24 protein-coding genes and 1 riboswitch are annotated in these 24,916 nt (G+C 69.2%); of the genes, 9 read left to right on the forward strand and 15 right to left on the reverse strand.

Annotation, left to right across the window (positions count from 1 at the left end; genetic code table 11):
- The 5 genes from SLW56_RS09770 to SLW56_RS09790 form a co-directional block, all read right to left on the reverse strand.
- Complete coding sequence (locus SLW56_RS09770; protein WP_320694774.1) at positions 1–1,194, reverse strand: cystathionine gamma-synthase; 1,194 nt, start codon at positions 1,192–1,194, stop codon at positions 1–3.
- Between the two features lie 83 nt (positions 1,195–1,277).
- Positions 1,278–2,648: a pyridoxal-phosphate dependent enzyme gene (locus tag SLW56_RS09775; protein WP_295909119.1), complete on the reverse strand. Its 1,371-nt coding sequence runs from the start codon at positions 2,646–2,648 to the stop codon at positions 1,278–1,280.
- Positions 2,649–2,838: 190 nt separating this feature from the next.
- Positions 2,839–3,057 (reverse strand): YdcH family protein, encoded by a 219-nt coding sequence (locus tag SLW56_RS09780; RefSeq protein WP_010340228.1) that lies wholly within the window; start codon positions 3,055–3,057, stop codon positions 2,839–2,841.
- 334 nt (positions 3,058–3,391) lie between these two features.
- Positions 3,392–4,264 (reverse strand): hypothetical protein, encoded by an 873-nt coding sequence (locus SLW56_RS09785; protein ID WP_295909346.1) that lies wholly within the window; start codon positions 4,262–4,264, stop codon positions 3,392–3,394.
- A gap of 17 nt (positions 4,265–4,281) precedes the next feature.
- Positions 4,282–4,674 (reverse strand): DUF4398 domain-containing protein, encoded by a 393-nt coding sequence (locus tag SLW56_RS09790; protein ID WP_026144112.1) that lies wholly within the window; start codon positions 4,672–4,674, stop codon positions 4,282–4,284.
- Positions 4,675–4,773: 99 nt separating this feature from the next.
- Between SLW56_RS09790 and SLW56_RS09795 the strand changes: the two genes are divergently transcribed.
- Positions 4,774–5,913 (forward strand): PilT/PilU family type 4a pilus ATPase, encoded by a 1,140-nt coding sequence (locus SLW56_RS09795; protein WP_017907532.1) that lies wholly within the window; start codon positions 4,774–4,776, stop codon positions 5,911–5,913.
- Positions 5,914–6,307: 394 nt separating this feature from the next.
- Here the strand turns inward: SLW56_RS09795 and maiA are convergent, their stop codons facing one another.
- Together maiA and SLW56_RS09805 are read right to left on the reverse strand one after the other, a co-directional pair.
- Complete coding sequence (maiA, locus tag SLW56_RS09800) at positions 6,308–6,964, reverse strand: maleylacetoacetate isomerase (RefSeq protein WP_152182542.1); 657 nt, start codon at positions 6,962–6,964, stop codon at positions 6,308–6,310.
- An 89-nt stretch (positions 6,965–7,053) separates the two neighbouring features.
- Positions 7,054–8,043 carry a fumarylacetoacetate hydrolase family protein gene (locus tag SLW56_RS09805; RefSeq protein WP_017908490.1) on the reverse strand — a complete coding sequence of 330 codons (990 nt, stop codon included), beginning with the start codon at positions 8,041–8,043 and terminating at the stop codon, positions 7,054–7,056.
- Between the two features lie 345 nt (positions 8,044–8,388).
- Between SLW56_RS09805 and SLW56_RS09810 the strand changes: the two genes are divergently transcribed.
- The 3 genes from SLW56_RS09810 (at position 8,389) to SLW56_RS09820 (ending at position 10,947) form a co-directional block, all read left to right on the forward strand.
- Positions 8,389–9,762, forward strand: coding sequence for a DEAD/DEAH box helicase (locus SLW56_RS09810; RefSeq protein WP_043093333.1), 1,374 nt, complete (start codon positions 8,389–8,391; stop codon positions 9,760–9,762).
- A 177-nt stretch (positions 9,763–9,939) separates the two neighbouring features.
- Positions 9,940–10,299: a 6-carboxytetrahydropterin synthase QueD gene (gene queD, locus SLW56_RS09815; RefSeq protein WP_017912556.1), complete on the forward strand. Its 360-nt coding sequence runs from the start codon at positions 9,940–9,942 to the stop codon at positions 10,297–10,299.
- 270 nt (positions 10,300–10,569) lie between these two features.
- Entirely contained in the window at positions 10,570–10,947 is a 378-nt protein-coding gene (locus SLW56_RS09820; RefSeq protein WP_026143664.1) for a phasin family protein, read from the forward strand.
- A 422-nt stretch (positions 10,948–11,369) separates the two neighbouring features.
- Here the strand turns inward: SLW56_RS09820 and bioD are convergent, their stop codons facing one another.
- Positions 11,370–12,059, reverse strand: coding sequence for a dethiobiotin synthase (bioD, locus tag SLW56_RS09825; protein ID WP_267085184.1), 690 nt, complete (start codon positions 12,057–12,059; stop codon positions 11,370–11,372).
- 116 nt (positions 12,060–12,175) lie between these two features.
- On the opposite strand from bioD, the gene SLW56_RS09830 reads away from it, so the two are divergent.
- The 3 genes from SLW56_RS09830 to btuB all read left to right on the forward strand — a co-directional run bounded on the left by SLW56_RS09830 (position 12,176) and on the right by btuB (position 15,312).
- A complete protein-coding gene (locus tag SLW56_RS09830; RefSeq protein WP_017912553.1) occupies positions 12,176–12,658 on the forward strand; it encodes a GAF domain-containing protein in 483 nt (160 codons plus the stop codon).
- Positions 12,655–13,083, forward strand: a complete 429-nt coding sequence (locus tag SLW56_RS09835) for a TfoX/Sxy family protein (RefSeq protein WP_267085185.1) — start codon at positions 12,655–12,657, stop codon at positions 13,081–13,083. Before SLW56_RS09830 ends, SLW56_RS09835 begins: the two co-directional genes overlap by 4 nt.
- Positions 13,084–13,108: 25 nt before the next feature.
- A riboswitch (cobalamin riboswitch) is annotated at positions 13,109–13,327 on the forward strand.
- 113 nt (positions 13,328–13,440) lie between these two features.
- On the forward strand, positions 13,441–15,312 hold the full coding sequence (gene btuB, locus SLW56_RS09840; protein WP_295965388.1) for a TonB-dependent vitamin B12 receptor: 1,872 nt from the start codon (positions 13,441–13,443) through the stop codon (positions 15,310–15,312).
- A gap of 433 nt (positions 15,313–15,745) precedes the next feature.
- Here btuB and gph read toward each other — a convergent pair whose 3' ends face one another.
- Together gph and dinB are read right to left on the reverse strand one after the other, a co-directional pair.
- On the reverse strand, positions 15,746–16,399 hold the full coding sequence (gph, locus tag SLW56_RS09845; RefSeq protein WP_295965387.1) for a phosphoglycolate phosphatase: 654 nt from the start codon (positions 16,397–16,399) through the stop codon (positions 15,746–15,748).
- A gap of 674 nt (positions 16,400–17,073) precedes the next feature.
- The gene (gene dinB, locus SLW56_RS09850; protein ID WP_267100537.1) at positions 17,074–18,144 is read right to left on the reverse strand and encodes a DNA polymerase IV; all 1,071 of its coding nucleotides are present in this window, start codon (positions 18,142–18,144) and stop codon (positions 17,074–17,076) included.
- Between the two features lie 200 nt (positions 18,145–18,344).
- Between dinB and fabA the strand changes: the two genes are divergently transcribed.
- Both fabA and fabB read left to right on the forward strand, forming a co-directional pair.
- Complete coding sequence (fabA, locus tag SLW56_RS09855; RefSeq protein WP_267114353.1) at positions 18,345–18,860, forward strand: 3-hydroxyacyl-[acyl-carrier-protein] dehydratase FabA; 516 nt, start codon at positions 18,345–18,347, stop codon at positions 18,858–18,860.
- A complete protein-coding gene (fabB, locus tag SLW56_RS09860; RefSeq protein ID WP_320694775.1) occupies positions 18,860–20,068 on the forward strand; it encodes a beta-ketoacyl-ACP synthase I in 1,209 nt (402 codons plus the stop codon). The genes fabA and fabB overlap by 1 nt, the downstream gene beginning before the upstream one ends.
- A gap of 45 nt (positions 20,069–20,113) precedes the next feature.
- Here the strand turns inward: fabB and SLW56_RS09865 are convergent, their stop codons facing one another.
- The 5 genes from SLW56_RS09865 to SLW56_RS09885 all read right to left on the reverse strand — a co-directional run bounded on the left by SLW56_RS09865 (position 20,114) and on the right by SLW56_RS09885 (position 24,916).
- A complete protein-coding gene (locus SLW56_RS09865; RefSeq protein ID WP_320694776.1) occupies positions 20,114–20,683 on the reverse strand; it encodes a hypothetical protein in 570 nt (189 codons plus the stop codon).
- 36 nt (positions 20,684–20,719) lie between these two features.
- Positions 20,720–21,160 (reverse strand): hypothetical protein, encoded by a 441-nt coding sequence (locus tag SLW56_RS09870; protein ID WP_320694777.1) that lies wholly within the window; start codon positions 21,158–21,160, stop codon positions 20,720–20,722.
- A 222-nt stretch (positions 21,161–21,382) separates the two neighbouring features.
- Positions 21,383–23,407 (reverse strand): M3 family metallopeptidase, encoded by a 2,025-nt coding sequence (locus SLW56_RS09875; protein ID WP_320694778.1) that lies wholly within the window; start codon positions 23,405–23,407, stop codon positions 21,383–21,385.
- A 61-nt stretch (positions 23,408–23,468) separates the two neighbouring features.
- A complete protein-coding gene (locus SLW56_RS09880; protein WP_267105126.1) occupies positions 23,469–24,572 on the reverse strand; it encodes a PLP-dependent cysteine synthase family protein in 1,104 nt (367 codons plus the stop codon).
- 131 nt (positions 24,573–24,703) lie between these two features.
- Positions 24,704–24,916, reverse strand: coding sequence for a heavy metal-associated domain-containing protein (locus tag SLW56_RS09885; protein WP_320694779.1), 213 nt, complete (start codon positions 24,914–24,916; stop codon positions 24,704–24,706).

Raw genomic sequence — 24,916 nt, forward strand, 5'->3', positions numbered from 1 at the left:
TCACAGCTGGATTTCCAGAGCCCGCTCCAGATCCCCACGCAAATCCCCCAGATCCTCCACCCCCACGCTCAACCGCACCAGCGCATCGCTGATGCCGAGCTGCTCGCGGCGCGCGACCGGCACCGAAGCATGAGTCATCACCGCAGGATGGTTGACCAGGCTCTCCACGCCGCCCAGCGATTCGGCCAGGGTGAACAGGCGGGTGCGTTCGCAGAAGCGCTTGGCCGCGTCGAAGCCGCCCTTGAGCACGATCGAGACGATGCCGCCGTAGCCGCTCATCTGCCTGCCGGCCAGGGCATGCTGCGGGTGCGAGGGCAGGCCCGGGTAGATCACCTTCTCCACCGCCGGGTGCGTCTCCAGCCACTGCGCCAGGGCCAGGGCGTTGTCGCAGTGCGCGCGCATGCGCAGCGGCAGGGTCTTCAAGCCGCGAAGTGCCAGGAAGCTGTCGAACGGGCCCTGCACGCCGCCCACCGAGTTCTGCAGGAAGGCGAGCTGCTCGGCGAGCTCGGCGTTGTCGCCGACCGCGGCCATGCCGCCGACCATGTCCGAGTGGCCGTTGAGGTACTTGGTCGCCGAATGCACCACGATGTCCGCACCCAGTGCCAGCGGCCGCTGCAGCAGCGGCGAGGCGAAGGTGTTGTCGACCACCACCAGCAGGCCGTGCTTGCGCGCGATCGCGGCGATCGCCGCGATATCGACGATCTTCAGCATCGGATTGGTCGGGGTCTCGATCCACACCATCTTCGTGGTCGGGCGGATCGCCGCCTCGAACGCGGCCGGGTCGGTCAGGTCGACGAAGCCGAACTCGAGCGCGGCGGTGCGCTTGCGCACGCGCTCGAACAGGCGGTAGCTGCCGCCATACAGGTCATCCATGGCGATCACGTGGCTGCCGCTGTCCAGCAGCTCGATCACCGTGGCCGTCGCCGCCATGCCCGAGGCGAAGGCGAAGCCGCGGCTGCCGCCTTCCAGGGCCGCCACGCAGCGCTCGTAGGCGAAGCGGGTCGGGTTGTGGGTGCGCGAGTACTCGAAGCCCTGGTGCTCGCCGGGGCTGGACTGGGCGTAGGTGGAGGTCGCGTAGATCGGCGGCATCACCGCGCCGGTGGTCGGGTCCGGGTGCTGTCCGCCATGGATGGCCAGGGTCGCCAGCGCCAGCGCGGAGCCGTCGCCATGGGGGTTCGACGTGTTGTCCGTCATGTGGGGTTACCGGAAAAGGGGCGTGATTCTAGCAGCGCGGTCTGAACGGCCCCATGCAGCCGGGGCCGTTCAGACCGCAGGGATTACTGCACCCGGCGGCGCAGGTAGTTGAGCAGGTCGATCCGGGTGATCAGGCCGAGGAAGGCGCCCTCGTTCATCACGATGGCGACCTGGCCGCGATCGAACACCGGCAGCAGGGCCTCGATCGGCGATTTGACGTCGAGCCGGTCGAGCTTGCTGACCATGGCCGTGGCCACGGGATCGCGGAACCGCGACTCATCGCCATATACATGCAACAAGACGTCGCTTTCGTCGACGATGCCGACCAGTTGATCGCCTTCCATCACCGGCAGCTGCGACACGTCGTACAGCTTCATGCGCTGGTAGGCGGTGGTCAGCAGGTCCTTGGGGCCGACCACCACGGTGTCGCGCTGGCTGTACGGGCGCAGGATCAGGTCGCGCAGGTCGCCGTGCTGCGGGCGCTCCAGGAAGCCGTTGTCCAGCATCCAGTAGTCGTTGTACATCTTCGACAGGTACTTGTTGCCGGTGTCGCAGACGAACACCAGCACGCGCTTGGGCTCGGTCTGTGCGCGGCAGTACTTCAGCGCCGCGGCCAACAGGGTGCCGGTGGAGGAGCCGCCGAGGATGCCCTCCTTGGCCAGCAGTTCGCGTGCGGTGTGGAAGCTCTCCGCGTCGCTGATCGAGTAGGCCTTCTTGACCCGGCTGAAATCGGAGATCGCCGGCAGGAAGTCCTCGCCGATGCCCTCCACCAGCCAGCTGCCGGACTTCTCGCTGACCGTGCCCTGCTCGATGTACTCGGTCAGGATCGAGCCGACCGGGTCGGCCAGCACCAGTTCGGTGTGCGGCGAGGCGGCGGCGAAGGCGCGCGACAGGCCGGTCATGGTGCCGGAGCTGCCGCAGCCGAACACGATCGCGTCCAGCAGGCCGTCCATCTGCCGCAGGATCTCCGGGCCGGTGCCGAACTCGTGCGCGGCCGGGTTGTCGGGGTTGCCGAACTGGTTGATGAAGTAGGCGCCTGGGGTCTCGGCAGCGATGCGCGCCGCCAGGTCCTGGTAGTACTCGGGGTGGCCCTTGGCCACGTCGGAGCGAGTCAGCACCACCTCGGCGCCCATCGCCTTGAGGTTGAAGATCTTCTCCCGGCTCATCTTGTCCGGCACCACCAGGATCAGCTTGTAGCCCTTCTGCTGGGCGACCAGGGCCAGGCCGATGCCGGTGTTGCCGGCGGTGCCCTCGACCAGCACCGCGCCGGGCTTGAGATCGCCGCGGCGCTCGGCCGCCTCGATCATCGACAGGCCGATCCGATCCTTGATCGAGCCGCCGGGATTGGCGCTCTCCAGCTTCAGGTACAGCTCGCACACCCCGGTGTCGAGCTTGCTGGCCTTGACGATGGGGGTGTCGCCGATCAGATCGAGTACGGAGGAGTGAATGGCCATCGGGTCCGAATGCGTCGCGCCGCGGCAGCGGCTGGACCGGGCATTATCCGCGCTCGGGGAGGGAAAGTCAGAGAATGCGCGCGGCAGAGACGAAAAAAGCCGCGGTCGCGGCTTTCGGAGGGGATGACGCGGACGGTGGCAAGCCGACGAGGAGGCCAGCCACCGCCCGCGACAAGAGGGAATAGTACGGTCAGTGCGGCTTCTGCTCGTAAAGGCGCAGCAGCTTTTCCTTGGCGGCGAGCTTTTCGCGCTTCATCTGCGCCAGGGTGACATCGTCGATCGGCAGCACGCCGAGCTCGGCGTCCATGCACTTCTTGTCCAAGGTCTTGTGGCGCTGGTAGAGCTGCTTGAACTCCGGATCGGACTTGATCAACGCGTCGATTTCGGTCTGCGGTTGCCCTTCGAACATAGGAATAGCCTCCTTCAGCTAGAAACAAGAACGCCCCGGCCGCTGCGGCACGGGGCGTTGCCTGGGAGCGGAAGCGCGCGAGCCGCCGGCTGCACCGCCACAACGCCTGGAACCGCGGTTCCTGCGACGTCGGACTGCGGTGCGCGCCACTGCGTCATCGGCTCGAACTCCTCCGTTGGCACCAGGCGGCGGGAGTGCCACCTGGAATACCGACCCTACGCCTCCCCACCGTCGCGGACAAGAGAAGCAGGCCCGCTTTGCCGCATTCAGTTGCTCGGCGCTCAGGCCCAGGGAAAAACCCCGTTAAACCGCCTGCACAGGGCGCCGTCCGACCTCAGGGCGCGATCACGACGTCGGCCGAGCGGGCCTTGGTCGAGGCCCCCTTCTTGCCGACCGCCTGCACCCGGTTGGCGGGCACGCCACCGCTGACCAGGGCCGCGCGCAGGGCATCGGCGCGTTTCTGCGCCACCCCGGCGTCGGTGTCGTAGGCCTCGATCCGCACCTTGCCCTTGCTGATCTGCAGGTACTGCGACAGGGCCTTGGCCTGGTTGCTGGCATCGCCCGACAGCGCGGCCTTGCCGGCGCCGAAGGCCGCACCGGAGAAGGTGAAGACCTCGCCGCGCGTCTCGAAGCGCGAGGCCGGCAGCTTGGTGCCGGCGACCAGTTCGGCCTCCTCGCGCGCCAGCTTGGCCGACTTCTGCTGCGCGGCGCTGAGCTTGGCGGTCTGCTGCCCGGCGACGCTGGCCAGGGCCGCATCCGCATCTGCCCGCGCGGCCTGCTCGGCCTCGGCGGCCTGACGCAGGCTCTCGGCCTCCTCGGCCTGGATCTGCGCCTGCACGCGCAGGCGCTCGGCCTCCTGCCGGGCCCGCGCGGCCTCGCGGCGGCTGGCCTCGATCAGCAGGTCGCTGCGAGTCTTCTCCAACTGGTCGACCTGACGACGGGCGATCTCGGCACGGGCCATGGTTTCGGCGATCTCGACCCGGCGCTCGGCCAGGTAGCGCGCCTCGTCGCGCTCCTTGCGCTTGGCGTTGGCGAAGTTGGCCACCGCCTGCTGCGCCTGCAGGCGTTCGTAGGCGGCGACATCGGCGTTCAGCGGATCGGCCTGCAGCGCCACCAGGCGCTGGTTGAGCACGGCCAGTTCCGGGTCGTCCGCGGCCATCGCGCCCAGCGGCGCCAGCAGCAACGCCAGCAGGGCCAGGCGGCGCATTCCGTGCAGGGCGCGGCTCATGGACGACCCTCCCCGGTGCCCAGCGTCTGTTGCAACTGAGCCACCTCGGCCTGGCGTTGCTTCAGTTGCGCATTGGCCACCGCCTCCTCGCTGCGCGCGCGCGCAAGGTCGGCATCGGCGGCCACACGCAGGGCCAGTTGCGGCGCGGTCTTGCGCTGGCGGCGGTCGAGCGCGGCCTGTTGCGCCTGTTCCAGGCCCTGTCGGGCGCTGGCCAGCAGGTCCGGCGCGTACTGGTCGGCATCGGCCTGGACCGCACGCTGCACCGCCTGCTGCGCGGACAGCAGCTCCGGCGAAGCCACCTGGGCGAACGCGGCCGGCGCGGCGAACAACGCCAATGCGCAGGCCATCACATACTGCTGACAACGGAAGTGTGCGAAGCTAGTTTTCATCTAGGGGGGCCGTGGACGGAGACGTCGGTCACGGCCATTGTCGGAAGCCTGTGGCGCGCTTGCAACGGGCGATTGCGGATCGTTGGGGAACCATTGCGCATGGATATCGGCTATTTCCTGAAGCTGATGACCGAAAAGAACGCCTCGGACATGTTCCTGACCACGGGAGCACCGGTCTATATCAAGATCGAAGGCAAGCTGTACCCGCTCGGCGCCACCGGCCTGCCGCCGGGCATGGTCAAGAAGATCGCCTACTCGTTGATGGACGAGGGCCAGGTGCCGCAGTTCGAGCGGGAGCTGGAATTGAACATGGCCATCGCCCTGCAGGACGCCGGGCGCTTCCGCGTCAACGTGTTCAAGCAGCGCGGCGAGGTCGGCATGGTGATCCGCGCGATCCGCAGCAAGATCCCCAGCATCGAGGAGCTGCACCTGCCGCAGGTGCTCAAGGATGTGATCATGACCCCGCGCGGGCTGGTCCTGGTGGTCGGCTCCACCGGCTCGGGCAAGTCCACCTCGCTGGCGTCGATGATCGACTACCGCAACAGCACCACCACCGGGCACATCCTCACCATCGAGGACCCGATCGAGTACCTGCACAAGCACAAGATGTCCATCGTCAACCAGCGCGAGGTCGGCCTGGACACCCACGCCTTCCACAACGCACTGAAGAACGCGATGCGCGAGGCGCCGGACGTGATCCTGATCGGCGAGATCCTGGACGCGGAAACCATGGAGGCGGCCATCGCCTTCGCCGAGACCGGACATCTGTGCCTGGCCACCCTGCACTCCAACAACGCCGACCAGACCATCGAGCGCATCCTCAACTTCTTCCCCGAGAGCGCGCACAAGAACGTGCTGATGAACCTGTCACTGAACCTGCGCGCGGTGATCTCGCAGCGCCTGGTCAAGGACAGCAGCGGCCGCCGCCGGCCGGCCTCGGAAGTGCTGCTCAACACGCCGATGATCCGCGACCTGCTGCGCCGCGGCCAGGTCCACGAGATCAAGCAGGCGATGGAGGAGTCGCTGGAGGAAGGCATGGAGACCTTCGACCAGTGCCTGTTCCGCATGGTCAAGCAGGGCCAGATCGAGCAGGAGGAAGCGCTGCGCGCGGCCGACTCGCGCGACGGCCTGGCCCTGAAGTTCCGCCTGTCCGAAGGCGGCAGCGGCGAGCACGATCCCTACGCCGACTACGACAGCGGCCCCAGCGCCGCGCCGCGGATCACCCACGGCTTCGTCTGAGGCGTCGCCGTGTTGTCGTAGGCGCGGTTTCAGCCGCGACCGGGCGTTCGCAGCCGCCTGGTCGAACTGGCCCCGCAGCGACGGCGGCAACGACCGACCGTAGGCCCAGCGGCGGTCGCCGCGGGTCGCCCTTGCGCGGGCAAACGCCACTTCCACGCAACTGCGCGTCGGGACCGAAGTCCCTCCCACAGTGCGCCCAGCGAGTGCGCCGCAAGCGCGTGTGGAAGCGACTTCCGTTGCGACGCGTGAAGGCCGAAGTGTCCGGAAAACTGCAGTCGGGACTGAAGTCCCTCCCACATCCTCATGCTCACCGGCGCGGCAGGGGCCGGTGGCCGACTGGCAGCAGCGGATGCCCGGTCGCGGCTGAACCCGCTCCTGCGACGATAGTCCCAGCTTACTGCGCGTCGGGCTGGTGTTCCGGGCGCGCCGCGTCGAATGCCGGCAGCGCCAGGCAGGCGCGCTCGATCCGCTCCAGGGTCGGGTAGGCCTGCAGATCCACGCCGAAGCGGCGCGCGTTGTAGAGCTGCGGCACCAGGCAGCAGTCGGCCAGGCCCGGCTGCTCGCCGTGGCAGAAGCGTCCGGTGTCGGGCGACTCGGCCAGCAACTGCTCCAGCGCATCGAAGCCGGTCTGCATCCAGTGCCGCATCCACTCTTCGCGCTCGGGTTGCGGCACGTTCCAGGCGCTCTCGAAGAACTGCGTCACGCGCAGGTTGTTGAGCGGGTGGATGTCGCAGGCGATCAGTTGCGCCAGGCCGCGCACGCGGGCGCGATCGATCGGCGCGTCCGGCAGCAGCGGCGGCTCCGGCCAGCGCTCGTCCAGGTACTCCAGGATCGCCAGCGATTGGCGGATCGGCTGGCCCTCGTGGCACAGGGTCGGCACCAGTTCCTGCGGGTTCAACCGCGCATATTCCGGCGAGTGCTGCTGTCCACCGTCGCGCACCAGGTGCACCGGCAGCGACTGGTAGGCCAGACGCTTGAGCTCCAGCCCGATGCGCACCCGGTACGCGGCGCTGGAGCGCCAGTAGGTGTAGAGCTGCAGTGCCTCGTCCATGCCCGCCTCCGTCTGCGCAATCGACAACGATACCGGTGGACACCCGGGCTGCGGCGCCGCCGGTCGCCCCGGCACCGCCGCCGGCCGGGTCAGGGCAGCGGCGCCTGCTCGATGCGCTGCTCGATCGCACCGAAGATGCTCACTCCGTCACGGTCCAGCATCTCGATCCGCACCACGTCGCCGAAGGACATGTACGGCGTGCTCGGCTTGCCGTCGCGCAGGGTTTCCACGGTGCGCTGTTCGGCGAAGCAGGAGGCACCACGCGTGGTGTCCTGGTTGGCGATGGTGCCCGAGCCGACCACCGCGCCCGCCGCCAGCGGCCGGGTCTTGGCCGCGTGCGCGACCAGTTGCGCGAAATCGAACTGCATGTCCTCGCCCGCCTCGGGCGCGCCGAACCAGGCGCCGTTGATGTGGGTCAGCAGCGGCAGGTGCACCTTGTTGCCCTGCCAGGCCTCGCCCAGTTCGTCGGGAGTGACGAACACCGGCGACAGCGCCGAACGCGGCTTGGACTGCACGAAGCCGAAGCCCTTGGCCAGTTCCGGCGGAATCAGGTTGCGCAACGACACGTCGTTGACCAGGCCGATCAGCTGGATGTGCGCGGCGGCCTGCGCCGGGCTGACCGCCATCGGCACGTCGTCGGTGACCACCACGATCTCGGCTTCCAGGTCGATGCCGTAGTCCTCGCTGACCACCTTGACCGCATCGCGCGGGCCGTAGAAGCCGGCGCTGACCGCCTGGTACATCAGCGGGTCGGTGTAGAAGCTCTCCGGCACCTCGGCGCCGCGCGCGCGGCGCACGCGCTCGACGTGCGGCAGGTAGGCGCTGCCGTCGAGGAACTCGTAGGCGCGCGGCAGCGGTGCCGCCAGCGCGGCCATGTCCAGGTCGAACTGGCCGTCGGCGCTGCCGTCGTTGAGCGACTCGGACAGCGCGTTCAGGCGCGGGGCGAGGTTGCTCCAGTCCTCCAGCGCGCGCTGCAGGGTCGGCGCGATGCCGGTGGCGCGCACGGCGCGGGTCAGATCGCGGGACACGACGATCAGGGTGCCGTCGCGACCGCCTTCCTTCAGGGAACCTAGCTTCATGTCCGTCCAGTGCTGGGGGCTGAGCCGGCGATTGTACGGCCAGACGCCGGCTTGGTTTCAACTGAAACGGACCCGGATTTTGTGCAGCGCGCCAATTCAGGTACACTGCGCCGGTCTGCATGCGGCCGTCCGTTTCCCTCAGGGACCGCCGGCGAGGCCAGGATCGCAACGATCCGACTCGCCCGCCCCGCCCGACGCCTTTCGTGGTGCTGACGAACCCCAGCCTCGCGCTGCGGGTTGATCCACCCTCTCGCAGCGCGGTTCACGGGAACGCTCCGAGCCTCACCTACTTGCGCCTGCGCGCCGGGTCCGTCCCGGCGTCGGCGCGTTATCCGGAGCATTCTCATGTCGTTCGAATCCCTGGGCCTTGCGCCCTTCCTGCTGCGCGCGTTGGCCGAGCAGGGCTACGAAACCCCCACCCCGATCCAGGCGCAGGCCATTCCCGTCGCCCTGGAAGGCCATGACCTGATGGCCGGCGCGCAGACCGGCACCGGCAAGACCGCCGCGTTCGGCCTGCCGCTGCTGCAGCACCTGGGCACTTCGCCGCAGTCGGTGGGCCCCGGCCCGCGCAAGCCGCGCGCGCTGATCCTGACCCCGACCCGCGAACTGGCCACCCAGGTCCACGACAGCCTGCGCGGCTACAGCAAGTACCTGCGCATCCCCAGCACCACCATCTACGGCGGCGTGGGCATGGGCAACCAGCTCGACGCGCTGCGCCGCGGCGTGGACCTGCTGATCGCCTGCCCGGGCCGCCTGCTCGACCACCTCGAGCGCCGCAGCGTGGACCTGTCGGGCATCGAGATCCTGGTGTTGGACGAAGCCGACCGCATGCTCGACATGGGCTTCCTGCCGTCGATCAAGCGCATCCTCGCCAAGCTGCCCAAGCAGAACCGGCAGACCCTGCTGTTCTCGGCCACCTTCGAGGAAGGCATCAAGCAGCTGGCCCGCGAGTTCATGCACGACCCGCAGGAAATCCAGGCCACCCCGAGCAACACCGTGGCCGACACCATCACCCACCGCGTGCATCCGGTGGACGGTGCGCGCAAGCGCGAACTGCTGCTGCACCTGCTGGCCGCCGACTCGCGCAAGCAGACCCTGGTGTTCGCCCGCACCAAGCACGGTGCCGACAAGCTGACCATGTTCCTGGACAAGTCCGGGTTGAAGACGGCAGCGATCCACGGCAACAAGAGCCAGGGCCAGCGCCTGCGCGCATTGAGCGACTTCAAGGCCGGCCGCATCACCGTGCTGGTGGCGACCGACATCGCCGCGCGCGGCATCGACATCGACCAGCTGCCCAAGGTCATCAACTACGACCTGCCGATGGTCGCCGAGGACTACGTGCACCGCATCGGCCGCACCGGCCGCAACGGTTCGACCGGTGAAGCAATTTCGCTGGTGGCGCAGGACGAGGCCAAGCTGCTGCGCGCGATCGCACGCATGCTCAAGCGCGAGATGGACATCCGCGACGTGCCGGGCTTCGAGCCGGTCACGCCGATCCGCTGGGGCAACAACAACCCGCCGGACGAGCGTCCGGGCGGCCAGCGTCCGCCGCGTCGCGGCAGCCACGCCCGTCGCGGCCATGGCGATGCGCCGGCGCACGCGCATGCGCACGCCGGCAGCAAGAAGCCCGGTGGCAGCCACGCCGACGGCGCCCGCCGCCAGGGCCAGGGCCGCCGCCACGGCAACGGCGGCGGCAACCGCCCCGCCGCGCCGCGCTGATCCGTCCGCGGCCACGCGCTGCGCACGCACTCGGGCCGCCCTTCGGGGCGGCCTTTTTTGTCCGCTCCACCCGGCATCGCGCATGTCGCGACACCCTGCCGCACGACGGCGCCGTCGTCGTCGCGCGGCGCCGGCAGCCCGCCATGCCGCTCCACCCCTGACCGTACAATGCTCCCCATGGATATCTTCAAAGTCTTCACCCTCGAAGCCGCGCATCGCCTGCCCAACGTGCCGCCCGGCCACAAGTGCGCGCGCCTGCACGGGCATTCGTTCCGCATCGAGCTGCACGTCAGCGGCGAGCCTGGCGCCGAGAGCGGCTGGGTGATGGATTTCGGCGACATCAAGGCGGCGTTCCGCCCGCTCTACGACCAGCTCGACCACCATTACCTCAACGACATCGAGGGCCTGGACAATCCCACCAGCGAGCGTCTGGCGGTGTGGATCTGGGACCGGCTCAAGCCGGTATTGCCGCTGCTGAGCGAAGTGGTGGTGCACGAGACCTGCACCTCCGGCTGTCGCTATCGCGGGCCGGGTTGAAGAAGGCCGGGAATGGGGATTCGGGAATCGTAAGGGCGGCACCGCGCCGGCTGAGGGTTTGCGTGCTGCCCGCCTTGCGTCGTTGCGCGCATCTGGCGCTTTCCAGGCCCGCAGAGGCGTCCGGCAAGGGCTGGCGGAATTGCGCCAAGTAATTGATCAGAAAAGCAGTTTGAACGAATCCTGAGCGGCTTCAGAAAATTTTGTTGCATCGCAGCAGAATGAGCGTATGTTGCACTGCAACAGCAGTCGGCATTCCAACGGAGTTGCATGATGTCCGCTCAATTCAACGATCAGTTCAGCAGCTACACCCAGCAGTTCGCCGCCGCCGCGGCGCGTGCCAACCGCCTGGCGCTGGAGAGCGCCGAGAGCGTGTTCGGCGTGCAGTTGAAGACCTTCGAGAAGAACGTGTCGGCCACCACCGGCTTCCTCGGCGAACTGACCGAGGCGCGCGATCTGGGCACCGTGCAGGCGCTGTGGCCGAAGGGCCTGCAGATCGCCCGCGACAACTTCGAGCGGCTGGCCACGGCCAACCAGGAAGTGTTCGGCCTGGGCCTGAAGGCCTCCGAGGCCATCGGCCAGCTCGCCAAGCACCAGTTCGAAGCGGCGACCGAGCAGGCCGCGCCGAAGGCCAAGCCCGCCGCCAAGTAACACTAGTTTTCGACGTCGCTGCGGTTCGCCGCCCGACGCACGCTCGGTCTGCATGGGTCCCTCCCCCCGTGCAACCCAAGGCCCGGTAGATCCCTCCCTCTACCGGGCCTTTTTTATGGGCGGGATTCGGGAGTGGGGATTCGGGATTGGTCGATCGCGTGCGTCTTGGCGTTCCTGTCTTTCCTGATGAGAGAGGCTTCAGCTCCGGTGCTTTGCCAGGAGCCGGTAGATCGCCTCTTCGACCGGGCTTCTCCATGCGCTTGCTTCGGGAGTGAAACCCGGCATTCGGGATCAGCCCATCTTGCGGATCCTGGACGTCCTGCTCTTGTGGGAGGGGCTTCAGCCCCGACGCGGCATCGGTCAGGCGTCGGGACTGAAGTCCCTCCCACAAAGGCCGGCAGCGCAGTACCACCGGCAGTTGCTCAGCCGGGCGACATGCCCGCCCACGGCTGCAACTGCGCCGCCAACTGCTCGGCCTGCGGTTGCGGCCGGTACGGCAGGCGCCCCCAGCACGGCATCGGCAGGCGCGCACGCAGCATCGCCATGTTGTCGTCGATGCGCTCCATCGCCGGGTCGATCTCGTTGCCGATCCAGCCGATGCACTGCAGGCCATCGGCGGCGATCGCCGCGGCGCTGAGCCGGGCGTGGTTGAGGCAGCCCAGGCGCAGGCCGACCACCAGCACCACCGGCAGCCGCAGCGCGCGCGCCAGATCGGCCTGGTCCAGCGTCGCCGACAGCGGCGCCGCCCAGCCACCCACGCCTTCCACCACCACCACGTCGGCCTGCGCGCGCAGGCGTTCGAACGCGGCCGCGATCGGCGCCAGCTCCAGCTGCACGCCGGCATCGGCGGCGGCCAGTTCCGGCGCCAGCGGCAGCGGCAGCGCGTAGGGATTGAGATCGTCATAGGCCGGCCGCGGCGCGCTCGCATCCTGCAGCGCCAGCGCGTCCTCGTTGCGCCAGCCGTCGGCCTCGCGCGTGCAGCCGCTGGCCACCGGCTTCATGCCCACCGCGCGCTGGCCGCGCGCGCGCAGGGCGTGCAGCAGCGCGGTGCTGGCGATGGTCTTGCCGATGCCGGTATCGGTGCCGGTGACGTAGAAGGCGGGAACAGCCATGCGAAACCCTGTCGGTTGGCCGGCGGGACGCGCGGCGGCGCGCAGGATAGCCGGGTGCGTCGCGCGCGTCAGCCGCCGCGGTGCCGGCGGACGCAGTGCGCTGCTAGACTCGCGCGATGTTCGCCTCGTCCTCGCTCACCGGCAGCAAGCCGGAACAGTACGCCCAGTTGCTCGATCAGGCCCGTGCCCTGGTCGCCGGGGAGCCCGACCGCATCGCCAATGCCGCCAACCTGGCCGCGCTGGTGTACCACGCGCTGCCGCGGCTGAACTGGGTCGGTTTCTACTTCTACGACGGCAAGGAACTGGTGGTCGGCCCGTTCCAGGGCCTGCCCGCGTGCGTGCGCATTCCGCTGCACAAGGGCGTGTGCGGCGCGGCCGCCAGCAGCGGCCAGACCCAGCGCATCGACGACGTGGAGGCGTTCCCCGGGCATATCGCCTGCGATGCGGCCTCGCGGTCGGAACTGGTGGTGCCGCTGCTGCGCGACAGTGCGCTTGTGGGCGTGTTCGACCTGGACAGCCCCGACCTGGCCCGCTTCGACGCCGACGACCAGCGCGGCCTGGAAGCGATCGCCCAGGTCTTCGTCGACAGCCTGCGATGAGTACCACCAAGCTGCGCAACATCGGCCCCAAGAGCGCGGCCTGGCTGCGCCAGGTCGGCGTGCGCACGCAGCAGGACCTGGAGACGGCCGGCGCGGTCGGCGCCTTCGTCAAGGTCAAGCGCGCCGGCTTCAAGCCCAGCCTCAACCTGCTGTATTCGCTGGAAGGCGCGCTCAGCGGCTGCCACTGGCAGGAACTGTCCGAAGCACGCCGCGCGCAGTTGCTGGGCGAACTGGAGATCGCGACGGCGGCGCTGCCGGCGCAGCGCGGCCTGCCGGTCGCCGGGCCGGTGGCGACCACGCACTTCGACCGCGACGACACGCGCGACGACGACGCTGCCGACGGCGCCTACGCGCACGACACGCACGACACGCCGACGGGCGACCACTACGGCGACGACGACGGCCACGGCACTCACGCCGACTGAGCCGCGCAGCCAGCGGCGATCGCGTACAATCGCGCCGCTTCAAGGTGACCCACCGGCTCCGGCCAGCGGGTTGAAACGGGAAGCCGGTGCGTCTTGCGACAAGGCCGGCGCTGCCCCCGCAACGGTAAGCGATCCGCGCTGACGACCTGCGCCACTGTGCCCTGGGCATGGGAAGGCGTCGCAGCCGGGAGGTCCGCCTCCCTGATCGCGAGCCCGGAGACCGGCCTTGCAGTTCACTGGTTGCGATGCGGAGGGCGTCGCGGCGTGCCGCGCCGTGTCCGGCGCCGTCCGCTTGCACCTTCCGTTCGCGACTCCCTTGCCGTCACAGCGCGCAGCCGCGCGCCGGAGTTGCCACCCATGTCGTCCCGCCTGCTTTCGGTCGCGATCGCGTCCGCCCTGTCCCTGCCCGCGCTGGCCCACGCCGCCGATGCCGCCACCGACCTCGACCAGGTCCTGGTCACCGCCACCCGCACCCAGATTTCGGTGGAGGACAGCGTGGTGCCGGCGCAGGTCATCGACCGTGCCGAGATCGAGCGCAGCCAGGCCACCTCGCTGGCGCAGCTGCTGCAGGGCCGCGCCGGCATCGGCTTCTCCAACCAGGGCGGCCTGGGCAAGCTGACCACGCTGAACCTGCGCGGCAGCGAGTCGGACCACGTGCTGGTGCTGGTGGACGGCGTGCGCATCGGCTCGGCCAGCGCCGGCCTGGCCGCGTTCCAGGACCTGCCGCTGAGCCAGATCGAGCGCATCGAGATCGTGCGCGGCCCGCGCTCGAGCCTGTACGGCTCCGACGCGATCGGCGGCGTCATCCAGATCTTCACCCGCCGCGGCGGCCAGGGCTTCCAGCAGAACCTGAGCCTGGGCGGCGGCAGCCACGGCCTGCGCGAGGCCGGCGCCGGCTTCAGCAACCGCGGCGAGCGCGGCTGGCTGGCCGTGCAGGGCGGCTACCAGAAGACCGACGGCATCAATGCCTGCAACGGCTCGGCCACGCTGTTCGCCGGCTGCTTCGTCGACCAGCCCGACCGCGACGGCTACCGCAACGTCTCGCTGAGCGCGCGCGGCGGCTACGCGCTGACCGACACGCTGCGCATCGAAGGACAGGCGCTGAACATCGACAGCCGCAACGAGTACGACGGCGACGCGCTGTTCGCCGGCAACGAGGCCGACAACACCCAGCAGGTGTTCAGCGGCAAGCTCGACTGGACGCCCTCCGATCGCCTGCACCTGGCCGCGCAACTGGGCCGCAACGTCGACGACGCGGACAGCTACTACCGTGCGCCAGGCGCACGCACCCGCAGCTTCGTCAGCACCTTCGACAGCCGCCGCGACACCGCAGCGCTGCAAGGCGACATCACCCTGGCCGAAGGCCATTTGCTCAGCGTCGGCAGCGACTGGCAGCGCGAGCACGTTGCCAGCAGCACCGCCTTCGACGTCGACAGCCGCGACAACACCGGCGTGTTCGCCGAGTACCAGGGCCGCTTCGGCGCGCAGCAGGTGCAGGCCAGCGTGCGCAGCGACGACAACGAACAGTTCGGCGAGCACACCACCGGCAGCCTCGGCTGGGGCCTGGCGTTGGCGCATGGCCTCAAGCTCACCGCCAGCGTCGGCACCGGCTTCAAGGCGCCGACCTTCAACGACCTGTACTACCCGTTCGCCGGCAACCCGGAACTGAAGCCGGAGCGCTCCAAGAGCGGCAACCTCGGCATTGCGCAGTATGCCGACAGCTGGAACTGGACCTTCAACGCCTACGAGACCCGGGTGAAGGACCTGATCTCCTACGACGCGGTCAGCTTCCTGCCGGTCAACGTGGACGAAGCGCGCATCCGCGGCGCCGAACTGACCGGCTATGCATTGCTGGCCGGCTGGGAACTGTCGGCGCAGCTGAGCCACACCGACCCGCGCAACCGCAGCGACGGCGGCAACCGCGACAACTGGCTGGCGCGCCGCGCGCAGAACACCGCGCGCCTGGACGTGGACCGCGGCATCGGCCCAGTCAAGCTCGGCGTCAGCGTGTTCGGCAGCGGCCACCGCTTCGACGACGCGGCCAACCGCGTGCGCCTGGCGGGCTACGGCACCGTCGACCTGCGCGCGGAGTACGCGTTCACCCCGGACTGGACGCTGCAGGCCAAGGCCAGCAACGTGTTCGACCGCGACTACCAGACGGTGAACTGGTACAACCAGCCGGGCCGCGAGTACGCGCTGACCCTGCGCTACGCGCCGGCGGCGCGCTGAGTCGGCGTCCCGCGCTGCGCCGATGGCGTAGCGCGGGACGAAAGCGCAGAAACCACGCGTCCTTTTTTGTATGGGCGGCTTCAGCCGTGATGGGCTTTCCCGGTAAAGCCCATCGCGGCTGAAGCCGTTCCTACGAGAGGCGGCATGTGCGAACACAGCGGATGTAGATGCGCGCATTCTCAAAGCAGGCATGCGCGACGCACGCGCACGTGGTCGCTCGCGATCAGGCCGCTGGCTGCCGAACGCAAACAGCCTCCCTCGTGCTCATGCATCGCGGCACAAACCTGACAGTTCAGCGACCGCTGCGCGCCCGGACCCTCACCCCAACCCCTCTCCCGGGGGGAGAGGGGCTTACTGCGTCATCGGCTGAAGCCGCTCCTGCAAGCGCATCCCGGTCTTTGCGCTACACCGCAGTGTTTGGATCGCCGTCGTATCAGCGCAGCTGCAGCAGCGCGCGCAAATCATCCATCAGCAACACCACGTCGGCCGTGGCCAGATCCAGATCGCGCGGATAGCCGTAACTTACCAGCGCCACCGGCATGCCGGCGGCGTGGCCGGCCTGCAGGTCGGTCCCCGAATCGCCGACCATCAGGCAGCGCGCCGGCGGCTGCGCGAACTGCTGCGCCAGGTGCAGCAGCGGCGCCGGGCTGGGCTTGCGCTCGGGCAGGCTGTCGCCGCCGAGCACCGCAGAGAACAGATCGGCCACGCCCAGATGGCGCAACAACGGCGGCACCATCGCCGACGGCTTGTTGGTGCACAGCGCCAGCGTCACGCCATCCGCATGCAACTGCGTCAGCGCCTCGGCCGCACCCGGATACAGCCGCGGACTGCGCAACAGGCATTCGGCGTAGTGACGCATGAAGGTCGGCATCACCGTCTCGAGCTGAGTGGCGTCGCCGGCATGCCGCCAGGCGCTCTCGACGAGTTTGCGCACGCCCTCGCCGATCCAGCCCAGCACGGTCGCCTCCGGCACGCGCGGCAGGCCGAAGTCGGCCAGGGTGCGGTTCAGCGCCTCGGCGATGTCGGCGCCGCTGTCGACCAGGGTGCCGTCCAGGTCGAACACCACCAATGCATAAGGAAATGTCATGTCGTGCCAACACAGGGAAACAAGTGCGCATTGTAGGTGGCGCAATGTCGGACGCGGTTGCGACGCGCGCGCGGGCGCGGCGCGGCGCGGAAGCTGCCTTCGCTGACACGCGATTGCGACCACGCCACGACCGCTGCGGCGGCACCGTGACGGCGACCGAGCGCGCGAACCGCGCTCACGCGATCCATCCCGGCCCGAGTCAACCGCTCGATCCCTGCGCTCGCGCGCACGACACCCGAGAACATCACCGGTTGGCGATCCCCACCCATGTTTCAATCCACGCATCCGTGAGGACGCGACCAGGTCGATCCGCGTGCCAGAGGATGAAGTCGCTGTTGCAACCCGAGCAGGATGCCCCTGTGGGAGGGACTTCAGTCCCGACGCGGGAGCGACAGCCAGGTTCTCGGCCTGCACCCACATCCCATGGTTGTTTCAACACACGCACACGCGAGCGTGTGCGACCGCTGACGCTGTGCTTGCTGACCGACTCGATGCGCTTTCAATCCACGCCCCCGCAAGGGCGCGACACAGACCCGCCGTCGCCGCACCGTAACCCCAGGTGTTTCAATCCACGCACCGCTCAGGGCGCGACGATAGAGGGTACGACAGTCTCCCGTGGCACACGTTCCCATGCAATCAGCCGGGAAGGCAGTATCCCAGGCGACGCCACCGCCTCAACCGAACAAGCGCCCCTGCGCCTGCCCCGGCTCGCGCTCGTGGAAGCCGGACAGGCCGATGCCGACCAGGCGGTAGCGGGTGGATGCCGGCAGGTCTACCCGCTCGCGCAGCGCCAGGGCGATGTCGATCAAGGCCTGCAGCGAGTCCGGCGGCTGCTCCGGGGTGAAACTGCGGGTGAGGATGCGGAACTGCGCGGTCTTCAGCTTCAGCACCACGGTGCGCGCGATGCGCTCGGTGCGGCGGGTGGCGTTCCAGGTCTTCTCGGCCAGTTGCCGGATCGCCGGCTCCAGCGCCTCCAGCGCCAGGTCTTCGGCGAAGGTGTCCTCGGAGGAGATCGACTGCACCGGCTGGTCCGACTCCACCGGGCGTTCGTCGATGCCGCGCGCGCGCTGGTACAGGCGCAGGCCGAAGCTGCCGAAGCGCGCCTCCAGTTCCGCCTCGCTGCGCGCGCGCAGGTCGCCGACGGTGGCGATGCCCAGTTCCGCCAGCTTGGCCTCCATGACCTTGCCCACGCCGGGCACCTTGTTCACCGGCAACGGGGTCAGGAACGCTTCCACGCGATGCGGGCGGATCACGAACTGGCCGTCGGGCTTGCGCCAGTCCGAGGCGATCTTGGCCAGGAACTTGTTCGGTGCGATGCCGGCCGAGGCGGTCAGTTCGGTTTCGGCGCGGATCTGCGCGCGGATGGTCTGGGCGATCTCGGTGGCGGTGCGCAATTCGCCCTTGGGCTCGGTGACGTCCAGGTAGGCCTCGTCCAGCGACAGCGGCTCGATCAGGTCGGTGTGGCGCTGGAAGATCTCGCGCACCTGCCGCGACACCGCCTTGTAGCGGGCGAAATCCGGCGGCACGAAGATCGCGTCCGGGCACAGCCGCTCGGCGCGCAGCGCCGGCATCGCCGAGCGCACGCCGAACACCCGCGCCTCGTAGGAGGCGGCGCACACCACCGAGCGCATGCCGCGCCAGGCCACCACCACCGGCTTTCCGCGCAGCGCAGGATCGTCACGCTGCTCCACGGACGCGTAGAACGCGTCCATGTCGACGTGAATGATCTTGCGCATCGACCCCATACCCTACGCCTGCGAACGGTGTGCGCATGATAAGCCCCGCGCTGCGCACGGACTGAGAATGCGCGCCTTGATCCGGCGCAGTGCGCGCGCCACCGCCGCTGCCGACACTACGCGTGCGTACGGATAAAACGTTTGATTGAACGCGCGAAGCTCATGCACTCTTGCGCGCCTCGACTGTCTCGCCTGGGAATGTTCCGCTCATGAGTCGTCTGTCCTCCTATTCGCGCGAGCAATTGCTCGCCAGCGCACGCGGCGAGTTGTTCGGCGCCGACGCCGCGCGCCTGCCCAACGATCCGATGCTGATGTTCGACCGCATCGTCGCCATCGACGAGACCGGCGGCGCGCACGGCAAGGGCGTGATCCGCGCCGAACTGGATATCCGCCCGGACCTGTGGTTCTTCGGCTGCCACTTCATCGGCGATCCGGTGATGCCCGGCTGCCTGGGCCTGGATGCGATGTGGCAGTTGACCGGCTTCTTCCTGACCTGGCTGGGCGCACCCGGCCGCGGCCGTGCGCTGGGCGTGGGCGAAGTGAAGTTCACCGGGCAGGTGCTGCCCACCGCCAAGCAGGTGGTGTACGAGATCGACATCAGCCGGGTGATCAACCGCAAGCTGGCGATGGCGATGTCCGACGGCCGCATGTCGGTGGATGGGCGCGAGATCTATACCGCCAAGGACATGCGGGTGGGCCTGTTCACGTCGACGGAGGCGTTCTGATGCGGCGCGTGGCAATTACCGGAATGGGCATCACGTCGTGCCTGGGCAACGATCTGGACAGCGTGTCGCGCGCGTTGCGCGAAGGCCGCGCCGGCATCCGCCATAACCCGCAGGCGGTCGAGGCCGGCCTGCGCAGCCAGATCGGCGGCGATGTGCAACTGGATCTGGACTCGGCGATCGACCGCAAGCTCAAGCGCTTCATGGGCGACGCCTCGGCCTACGCCTACCTGGCGCTGCGCGATGCGCTGGCCGATGCCGGCCTGGACGAGGCGGCGATCAGCGACCCGCGGATCGGCCTGATCGCCGGCTCCGGCGGCGGCTCCAGCCATTGGCAGGTGGAAGCGGCGGATCTGCTGCGCAACCGCGGCGTGCGCAAGGTCGGCCCGTACATGGTGCCGCGCACGATGTGTTCGGCGGTGTCGGCGAGCCTGGCCACCGCGTTCAAGATCAAGGGCGTGAGCTACTCGTTGTCGGCCGCGTGCGCGACCTCGGCGCACTGCATCGGCGCGGCGGCGGACCTGATCCGCCACGGCCAGCAGGACGTGATGTTCGCCGGCGGCGGCGAAGAGCTCGACTGGACCATGAGCCTGATGTTCGACGCGATGGGCGCATTGTCCACCGGCTTCAACGACACGCCGGCGGTGGCGTCGCGGCCCTACGACGCCGCGCGCGACGGCTTCGTCATCGCCGGCGGCGGCGGCATGCTGGTGCTGGAGGACTACGAGCACGCGGTGGCGCGCGGCGCGCGCATCCATGCCGAACTGGTCGGCTACGGCGTGACCTCCGATGGCGCCGACATGGTGGCCCCGTCCGGCGAAGGCGCGGTGCGCTGCATGCGCATGGCGCTGCAGGGCGTGGACGCGCCGATCGACTATCTCAACACCCATGGCACCTCGACGCCGCTGGGCGATGTCACCGAGCTGGATGCGGTGCGCGCGGTATTCGGCTATGCGGTGCCGCCGCTGTCCTCGACCAAGGCGCTGTCCGGGCATTCGCTGGGTGCGGCCAGCGTGCACGAGGCGATCTACTGCCTGCTGATGCTGCGCGACGGTTTCATCGCCGGCTCGGCCAATATCAACACGCTGGATCCGCGCGCCGAGGGCTTCCCGATCGTGCGCGAAAGCCGCGACGCGGACTTGCGCACGGTGATGTCCAACAGCTTCGGCTTCGGCGGCACCAACGCCGCGCTGGTGTTCGCCAAGGCCTGACCGTACCCAGGCCGCACGGCGCCTTTGAGGGCGCCGTGGCGCGGCTTAGCGTTCCAGTTGCTTCACATCGTGTCGCCCGGCGGCCTCGTCCTTGTGCGGTTCCGGCTTGGCCGGTGGCGCTGAGGGCGGAGGCGGTGGCGGTGGTGGCGGTGGTGGCGAACTCGGCTTCGGCGGATGCCGCTCGACCCACTGGATCGTCGCGGGCGTGGGCGGCCACGAAGGCAATGCCGACGGTGCGGAAGCAGACGGCGGCACCGGTTGCAGTCCCATCGATTCGCGCCGGCGGCGGTCGCTGTCCTGGCGTTGCAGTTCCTTCGCCAGTTCCTTGTTGTAGCGGGGATTGAGCGCGTCCGGCGGCGGGATCTGATGCATCCGCTCGCCCGGCGGCGTCCATGCCGGCGTGGCGCTCACGGCCTCGGACGCGGACGCCTGCGGTGGAGGGGGCGCCCGCCATTGCGGCGCCAACTGCCGCTGCAGCGGTGCCGGGATCTGCGCTGGACCAGCGGCAGTCGCCGCGCTTTCCAGCGGGCGGTAACGCGCGCGTTCGCGTGCCCACGGCTGGCCGCGATAGTGCGTGTCCCAGTAGCGGTCCAGCGCGAAGCCGACCGTGGGCACACCGAGCGAGGCACCGGGCGCGACGCCCTGCCCCTGTTAGTGAAAGTCGATTGCACCAGCCGGCAGCCAGCCGCGTTTCTCGCGCCAGCTGACATCGCACCAGGCCCAATCCCGTGTGCAGCCATGCACCTGCAACGCGTCGTCGGTGGCCGGCGTGGCCACGCGCGGATACTCCGGCGCCGGGCCGGCGCGCAGACTGGCGCCGATGCGCACCGTGCCGCTGCCGTCCTGCGCCAATGCCGGCGCGGCCATGCCCAACAGCAACGGCGTCCACCACCCTGCTCGCTTCATGCGGTCCTCCTTGTGCAGTGCGGCAGTGTCCTGCGCCGCGATCGCGGCGGCGAAGATCGCCGTGCCGCTGTGCTGTGTTCTAGCACAGAGGAGCTGGGATTCGGGATTCGGGATGATCAGTCTGCGGCTGTTGAAAGCCGGGATGGGAATTGGGGGACGTCGTGCACGGAACAACATCACGATCAAGCTATCTGACAAACGTGGCTGCCTTCCGATGAAAAAGGTCGCCGCTTTTTGTGGGAGGGGCTTCAGCCCCGATGGGCTTTCCCGGGAAAGCCCGTCGGGGCTGAAGCCCCTCCCACAGTGCAATCGCAACCACTACGCCTGTGCAGGAAAATCTCGAATCCCGGCTTTCAGCAGCCGCAGGCTGTCATCCCGAATCCCCAATCCCGAATCCCGAATCCCGGCTTATCCGGCCATGCCGCTGTGCCGCAGCAACGCCTCCAGTTCCGGCACGCGACCGCGGAAGGCAGTGAAGTTCTCCAGCGCCGGGCGGCTGCCGCCGCGCGAGAGGATCTCGCGCAGGAAGCGCGCGCCGGTGTCCGCCAACTGGTCAGGCGCTTCCTCGAATGCGGCATACGCGTCGGCGCTGAGCACCTCGGCCCACTTGTAGCTGTAATAGCCGGCCGCATAGCCGCCAGCGAAGATGTGGTTGAACTGGTGCGGGAAGCGGTTCCACGCCGGCGGCCGGTTCACCGCCACGGCGTCGCGCACGCGCTCGAGCAACTGCAGCACGCTGTCGGCCTGCGCATCGAAGCTGTGGTGCAGCTGCATGTCGAACAGCGCGAACTCAAGCTGGCGCACGGTGAACATGCCGCTCTGGTAGTTCTTCGCCGCGAGCATCTTGTCGAACAGTGCGCGCGGCAGCGGTTCGCCGCTGTCCACGTGCGCGGTCATCGCCTGCAGGCGCGGCCACTCCCAGCAGAAGTTCTCCATGAACTGGCTGGGCAGTTCCACCGCGTCCCATTCCACACCGTTGATGCCGGCCACGCCCAGTTCGCCGACCTGGGTCAGCAATTGGTGCAGTCCATGGCCCATCTCGTGGAACAGGGTGGTGACCTCGTTGTGGGTGAAGGTGGCCGGCTTGCCGTCGCTGCCGCGGCCGAAATTACACACCAGGTACACCAGCGGGGTCTGCACGCCGTCGGCGCGCTCGCGGCGGTTGCGGCAGTCGTCCATCCAGGCGCCGCCGCGCTTGCCTTCGCGCGCGTACAGGTCCAGGTAGAACTGCCCGACCAGGCGCCCCTGCGCATCGCTGAGGCGGAAGAAGCGCACATCCGGATGCCACACCGGCGCGCTGTCGGCCTCCACGCGCAGGCCGTACAGGTCGTGGATCAGGCCGAACAGGCCCTCCAGCACCTTGGGCTCGGTGAAGTAGCGCTTCACTTCCTGCTCAGAGAAGCTGTAGCGCGCCTGCTTGAGCTTTTCGCCGGCATAGGCCAGATCCCAGGCTTCCAGCGTGTCCAGGCCCAGGTGCTCGCGCGCGAATGCCTCCAGTTCGGCGCGGTCGCGCTGCGCGTAGGGCTTGGCGCGTACGGCCAGATCGTGCAGGAAGTCCAGCACCTGCGCCGGATCCTGCGCCATCTTCGTCGCCAGCGAATACTCGGCGTAGCTGGCGAAGCCGAGCAGCGCCGCCAGTTCGCCGCGCAGGGCGAGGATGCGGCCGATCGCCGCGCTGTTGTCCAGCGCCGCATCGCCGAACTCCGAGGCGCGGATCGCGTTGGCGCGGTACAGCGTCTCGCGCAACGCGCGGTCCTCGGCGTACATCTGCACCGGCAGATAGCAGGGCATCTGCAGGGTCAGCTTCCAGCCCGGTTGGCCTTCGCGTTCGGCCGCTGCGCGCGCGGCGGCGATGCTGTCCTCGGGCAGGCCGGCCAGGCGCGCCGGGTCGTCGATCCACAGCGACCATGCATCGGTGGCGTCGAGCACGTTCTGCGAGAACTTGGCCGACAGCGCCGACAGTTCTTCCTGGATCGCGGCGAAGCGCTGCTTGTCGGCCTCGCCCAGTTCGGCGCCGCCCAGGCGGAAATCGCGCAGCGCGTTGTCCAGCACCTTGCGCTGCGCCGGGCCGAGCGCGGCCGCCTCCGGCGACTGCGCCAGCGTGCGGTACTGCGCGAACAGCGCCAGGTTCTGTCCCAGCGCGCTGGAGAAGCGCGTCACCTTGGGCAGGTTGGCGTTGTAGGCCTCGCGCAGCGCCGGCGTGTTGACCACCGCCTGCAGGTGACTCACCTGGCCCCAGGCGCGCCACAGGCGCTCGGTGGCATCGTCCAGCGGCGCCACGAAGCTGTCCCAGCGCACCGGCGCCACCGTCTCGGCGGCGGCCACGGCGGCCTCGGCCTGCGCCAGCAGCGTGTCGATCGCCGGGCCGATGTGCTCGGGCTGGATCGCATCGAAGCGCGGCAGGCCGGAAAAATCGAGCAGGGGATTGGTCATCGCGGAAGTCTCGGTAGCGGGGGAAGGACCGGCGCGGCCGGCCACGAAAAGCAGATGGCGGTCAGTCCAGCGCAGCACAAGGCAGCGGCGGCAGGCCGGCGCCGGCCACCGCCGCGGCCAGCTGCGCATCGGCCTGCTCCACGTCGATGCCGTGCTCGGCGTACCACTGCGGCCGGTAGTAGCTGTGCCCGTAGCGCTCGCCGCTGTCGCACAGGATGGTGACGATGGCGCCGCTGCGGCCCTGCTCGCGCATGCGCGTGGCCGCCTGCAGCACGCCGACGAAGTTGGTGCCGGTGGAGCCGCCCACGCGCCGGCCCAGGCGCGCGCTGACGTAGCGCATCGCCGCCAGGCTCAGCGCGTCGGGCACCTTGACCATCGCATCCACGCAGCTGGGGATGAAGCTCGGCTCCACCCGCGGCCGGCCGATGCCTTCGATGCGCGAGCCGCCGGTGCTTTCCAGGCCGGCGTAGTCGCGTCCGGCCAGCGCCTCGCGGTAGCCGTCGAAGAACAGCGACACCTCCGGATCCGCGCACAGGATGCGGGTGGGATGGCGCCGGTAGCGCACGTAGCGCCCGAGCGTGGCCGCGGTGCCGCCGGTGCCGGGGCTGCACACGATCCAGGCCGGGATCGGATGCGGCTCCTCCTGCATCTGCCGGAAGATCGACTCGGCGATGTTGTTGTTGGCGCGCCAGTCGGTGGCGCGTTCGGCGTAGAGGAACTGGTCCATGAAGTGGCCTCCGGTCTCGCGCGCCAGCTGCACCGAATCGGCATGCAGGTCGCAGGCGCGCCCGACCAGGTGGCAGCGCCCGCCCTGGAACTCGATCGCGGCGATCTTCTCCGGCGAGGTGGTGGCCGGCATCACCGCGATGAACGGCAGCCCCAGCAGGCGCGCGAAATACGCCTCGGAGACCGCGGTGGAACCGCTGGAGGCCTCGATCACCGGCCGCCCCTCGCGCAGCCAGCCGTTGGCCAGCGCGTACAGGAACAGCGAGCGCGCCAGGCGGTGCTTGAGGCTGCCGGTGGGATGGCTGGACTCGTCCTTGAAGTACAGGTCGATGCCGGGGAAACCGGGCAGGTCCAGCGGGATCAGGTGGGTGTCGGCCGAGCGGTTGAAGTCGGCTTCGATCTTCTGGATGGCGGCAGCCACCCAAGTGCGATGGGTCATGGCGGTGCGGGAGCGGAGAAATCGCGCCCACGATACACGCCCGGCCACGCGCCCGGGCCATGCGCGGCAGCGGCCGCCACGCCGGCGTTCACCTGGCGTGGCGCGGCGTCGGAGCGGCGTCGGAGCGGCGCTCAGCCAGCGGCCACGCTGAAGCCGGCGTCGGCGATCGCCTGCTCCAGCGCGGCCACGTCGATGCGCGCCGGGTCGTAGTCGATGCCGACGCGCCCGCCTTCCAGCACCACCGTGCTGGCGGTCACGCCCGGACAGGCGTCCAGCACCCGCTGCAACCGTGCGCTGCAGCCGCCGCAGCTCATGCCGTGGACGAGGAGATCGAGATGGTGCAT

The sequence above is a fragment of the Xanthomonas sp. LF07-6 genome (assembly GCF_034105445.1).
Lineage (GTDB): Bacteria > Pseudomonadota > Gammaproteobacteria > Xanthomonadales > Xanthomonadaceae > Xanthomonas_A > Xanthomonas_A sontii.